Genomic DNA, 4,562 nt, shown 5'->3' on the forward strand with positions numbered 1-4,562 from the left:
TCGCCCCAGGTCGCCGCCAGCGCCCGCCCCTCTCGTCCGTAGATGCTGCGGCTGAACGGCATCGTCGTCGACTGAAACCCCGTGCAGTAGACGATCACGTCGGCGTCGTGCGCCCCCACCGGTCCAGACACGCTTCCGGGATGCACCTCGCGCGCGGCGCCGTCGACAACGGTGACGTTCGGCTTTGAGAGGGCGGCGAGGTAGGTGTCGGAGTGCAGGATGCGCTTGCAGCCGAGCCGATAGTCGGGGATGAGCGCCTCGCGCAGGTCGGAATCCGGAATCTGGCTCCGCATCCAGTACCGCACGAACGGCTCGGCCAGGCGGGCGATGCGCTGGTCCCAGAAGAGCCAGCCGGAGGCTTCGCGGAGGAGGTGCAGCGCCCCGCGCCACATCTGCATCAGCGCCGGCACGCGGCGAAACAGGTTGTGGATCGTCGCCGAAATCTCCCGGTTGCCGTGCGGGACCACCCACGCTGGCGTGCGCTGGAAGAGCGTTAGCTGCTCGACGTGGGGCTGCAGCGCCGGCACGAGCTGCACGGCGGAGGCGCCCGTGCCAACAATGGCGACACGGCGCCCGGACGGGTCGAAGCCCTCGGGCCAGTTGGACGAGTGAAACGCCTTGCCCTCGAAGCGGTCTTGCCCCGGCAGGTCGGGAATGCAGGGCTGTGAATGGGCGCCCGGGGCACAGATGAGCGCCCGCGCTACGTAGGCACCCTGTGAGGTCTCGATGCGCCAGCGGAGGGTGTCCTCGTCCCACACTGCGCTGCGCACCGCATGCCCGAACCGGATGTGCGGGCGCACGCCGAACTGCGTTGCGCACGCTTTCAGGTAGTCGAAGATCTCGTCGCGCCCGGCGAAGCGCCGGCTCCAGTCAGCCTTGAGCGCAAAAGAGAACGAGTAGAGATGCGAAGCGGTGTCGCAGGCGCAGCCTGGATAGTGGTTCTCGCGCCAGACGCCGCCCACCTCGTCTGCGCGCTCAAACACGACAAGGTCGGTCATGCCCTCCTGCATGAGCCGAATGGCTGCGCCGAGTCCGGCAAAGCCCGTTCCAATGATGGCAACGTCGACCCCGGGTGCTCTGTCGTTATGGTGCGCAGCGGGTTCAGGCGGGTGTATGGATGGCATCTGCATAGGCAGCATCTGTACGAAAATAAACTGCGTGTAGATGTTAATGCATGGGGCGGGCATGCGATCTGTCTCCACCTAAAATCAAACTGCAGTCTGCACGATCGTCTCATATAGTTCGTCCGTAGAGACGTCCCGCCGGGACGTCTCTACTGGAACCTCGAGCTCGATCTCCCAGCGCACGCCATCGCCACATATGCCCACACAAGAAAACGCCCCGACCCGGCATGGATCGAGGCGTGCGCTCTTGTTCAGTTGTACCGTTGGGGGCGAGACCGCGACGCATTACGCGGCGGCTTCCTGCTCCTCGGCCTCCTCCAGCGTGGGGTAGTCGATGTAGCCTTCGGCATCGCCGCCATAGAAGGTGCTCTCGTCCCACTCGTTGAGGGGCGCGTTCTGAGCGAAACGTTCCGGCAGATCCGGGTTCGACAGAAAGAGCTTGGCGTAGGCTATGAGGTCGGCGCGTTCTTCCTGCAGGGCCTCCTCGCCGGATGCGCGGTCGTAGCCGCCGCAGACGATGTGGGTGCCGTCGTAGGCCTGGCGCATGAGCGACGAAGCGGTCTCGCCGGTGGCGAACTCGTTCTCGACGGTGTGCAGGTACGTCAGGTCGTACTCGCTCAAGACCTCACCGGCGCGCCCGAACGTCTGGATCGGGTCGTCGTCGTGCATGTCGTTGAACGTGCCGCCAGGCGAGAGGCGCACGCCCACGCGGTCGGCCTCCCACTCCTGCAGCACCGCCTCGACCACCTCACGCAAGAAGCGCAGGCGGTCGTCGAGCGCGCCGCCGTAGCGGTCGGTGCGCTTGTTGGTGCCGCTCTGGATGAACTGGTCGATCAGGTAGCCATTGGCAGCGTGAATCTCGACCCCGTCGAAGCCGGCTTCGCGGGCCGAGGCCGCGCCGTGACGGTACTGCTGCACCACCTCGCGCACCTCATCGGTCGAGAGCGCGTGCGGCGTCGGAAACGGCTCCATCTCGAACGAGGCGGTCATCGCCTCGCCATCGGCGGCAATGGCGGAGGGCGCTACCGGCTTGGCGCCATCGTGGTACGACCCGTGCGAGATGCGGCCCACATGCCACAGCTGGTTGAAGATGCGCCCGTCGGATTCGTGCACCGCGTCGGTGATGCGCCGCCAGGCTGCAATCTGCTCCTCGCTGTGAATGCCCGGCGTGTTCGGGTAGCCCTGTCCACGCGGCGTAACCTGCGTGGCTTCGGTGATGATGAGCCCCGCCGAGGCGCGCTGCGTGTAGTAGGTCGCCATCATATCGGTCGGTACCGTGCCCGAATCACCGGCGGCACGGTTGCGCGTCATGGGGGCCATGATCACGCGGTTCGGCAGCGTAAGCGGCCCGAGGTCGTAGGTCGAGAGCAGTTTCATGGGCGATAAGTTGTCGTGTAGAGATCAGTATGCGAATCACGGCCCCCTACCCCGCATGGCTTGAGAAGTGCCCTGTTCGCATCGCTGTTTCAACAATCTTACAGCGCGCCGCATCCCCCTGAAACCAGAAGGAAGATTGCGTTATGTGTGTGTTAACACATGTTTTTAAGGGATGCGTACGGATGTGTCAGGCTCGCAACGCCTCTGGTGGCCTTGAAACTGCATGCTCACCCTGCGCCTTCAATCTTGTAGGTGCACGTGTACTCCCTCAGCAACCAACCAGCCCACCTCGTTATGCACGACGTCATCATCATTGGAGCGGGTCCGGTCGGACTCGCGTGCGGCATTGCGGCCCAGCGCCGCGGGCTTTCGGCGCGCATCATCGACAAGGGGGCGCTCTGCAACTCGTTTATCGGCTACCCCACGCGCATGGAGTTCTTCTCGACGCCGCGTCCGCTTGAGATCGGCGGCCATCCGTTCCCGACGCGCGACTACAAGCCCCGCCGCGAGGATGCGCTGGACTACTACCGCCGCGTGGCGGTGGCCGAGGAGCTGGACATCCGTCTGTACGAGCGCGTCACCGATCTGGAGGGCACGCCGCAGGACTACACGGTGGTCACCGAGAAAGGGACGCACCGCACGCGCAACGTGGTGGTGGCTACGGGCTTCTACGACATCCCGAATCGGCTGGGCGTGCCGGGCGAGGAGATGGACAAGGTGAGTCACTACTTCAAGGAGCCGTACCCGTACGCGCTACAAGACGTAGCGATTGTGGGCGGGGGCAACTCCGCCGCCAAAGCCGCCCTGGCCTGCTACCGCACCGACGCGAACGTGACGATGATTATTCGCGATGCGGCGCTCGACGAGGGCGTGAAGTACTGGATCAAACCCGACCTGCAGAACCGCATCAAGGAGGGCTCGATCACGGCGTACTTCGAGAGCGAGGTAACGGCGATCACCGACGACACGGTGGAGATGGATACGCCCGAGGGGCCCAAAACCATCGCCAACGACTTCGTGCTGCCGCTGATCGGCTACAAGCCGAACTATGCGCTGTTGGAGACGATGGGCGTAGCGATCCGCAACGACGAGGCCCGCACGCCGGTGCACGACGAGGCAGGCGAGACGTTCGAGACGAATCGCGAGGGGCTCTACCTGGCGGGCACCATCTGCGGCGGCTGCGACACGAGCCGCTGGTTCATCGAGAACGGACGCTTCCACGCTGAGAAGATCATGGACCACATCGCCGATCGGGATGTGGTGGGGGTGTGAGGGATACGCCCGTCGTGGCCTGCCGACGGAGGGCTGTCGGTAGGGCTCTGTTAATCCGCACTTTGATGGCTACACTGGCATCACTTCCCAATAAAGCCTGTCATGGTGAACGCAGTCCTGCACCCTGTGGCTTCCAACTCCAAAGTCCTTGAAGAGGACGCGAAGCAGACGCGTGGGCGCTTTTAGGGTAGTAGCACATCTGTTACATCGTAATCTTTTTTTTGCCTCAAAATGGGCATACTGTAAGTGCAATCTCTTGTGTATCGAAGCATCACTCATATCGATAGAGCTTGCCTCATAGAGAGCATAGAGAGGTCGTAGTCATTCTTGCATTTCTGCATAGAGCAGGATTACAGTGATTATCCTCTCACTTCGTAATAATGCAAATTCAAAAACACTCCTGGTATGAGATTTCTCATCGCTCTTTCCATTGCAGTTCCTTTGTTCCTTTAGCCCGTTCTTGCCGTCAGTCTAATCAATTTAATAGCACACAATGAAAGAATGCATACAGCTGGTCTTGATATTAGCAGTCCTCACGATTGCTTCAGGATGTGAAAGCTCAGAGGACGAAAGGAGAGAGACAAAGAATATAGAAAATATAGAAGCTGTAAGTGTATTCCAAAAAGACATAAGTAGCGAAGTGGCTGAGGTCGGTGCGCTTACCGCTAACGGAGCCGGCACGATATACCTGACGGCTCCCAACCTCTATAAGCTAATGGTCTTCAGCAGCGAAGGGGAGCTGGTTAACATGACAGGTGAGCAGGGCCAGGGACCCGGTGAGTTTGAATA

Annotated in this window: 3 protein-coding genes and 1 pseudogene; 2 read left to right on the forward strand and 2 right to left on the reverse strand. The window is 61.7% G+C overall.

What is annotated here, in order from left to right:
* A partial coding sequence (locus tag PPP56_RS11625; RefSeq protein ID WP_353564214.1) for a flavin-containing monooxygenase occupies positions 1 to 1,124 on the reverse strand: 1,124 nt, incomplete at its 3' end.
* 285 nt (positions 1,125 to 1,409) lie between these two features.
* Positions 1,410 to 2,501: an alkene reductase gene (locus PPP56_RS11630; RefSeq protein ID WP_353564215.1), complete on the reverse strand. Its 1,092-nt coding sequence runs from the start codon at positions 2,499 to 2,501 to the stop codon at positions 1,410 to 1,412.
* A 294-nt stretch (positions 2,502 to 2,795) separates the two neighbouring features.
* Here PPP56_RS11630 and PPP56_RS11635 point away from each other — a divergent pair, with 294 nt between their 5' ends.
* Both PPP56_RS11635 and PPP56_RS11640 read left to right on the forward strand, forming a co-directional pair.
* Positions 2,796 to 3,773: a YpdA family putative bacillithiol disulfide reductase gene (locus tag PPP56_RS11635; protein ID WP_353564216.1), complete on the forward strand. Its 978-nt coding sequence runs from the start codon at positions 2,796 to 2,798 to the stop codon at positions 3,771 to 3,773.
* Positions 3,774 to 4,266: 493 nt separating this feature from the next.
* Positions 4,267 to 4,562: pseudogene (locus PPP56_RS11640) on the forward strand (hypothetical protein); the annotation flags it as partial.

The sequence above is a fragment of the Longimonas sp. genome (assembly GCF_040409695.1).
Classification (GTDB): domain Bacteria; phylum Bacteroidota; class Rhodothermia; order Rhodothermales; family Salinibacteraceae; genus Longimonas.

Coding starts and splice junctions, on each gene's coding strand:
- PPP56_RS11635 (WP_353564216.1), top strand. CDS start 2,796: ATGCACGACGTCATCATCATTGGAGCGGGTCCGGTCGGACTCGCGTGC.
- PPP56_RS11630 (WP_353564215.1), bottom strand. CDS start 2,501: ATGAAACTGCTCTCGACCTACGACCTCGGGCCGCTTACGCTGCCGAAC.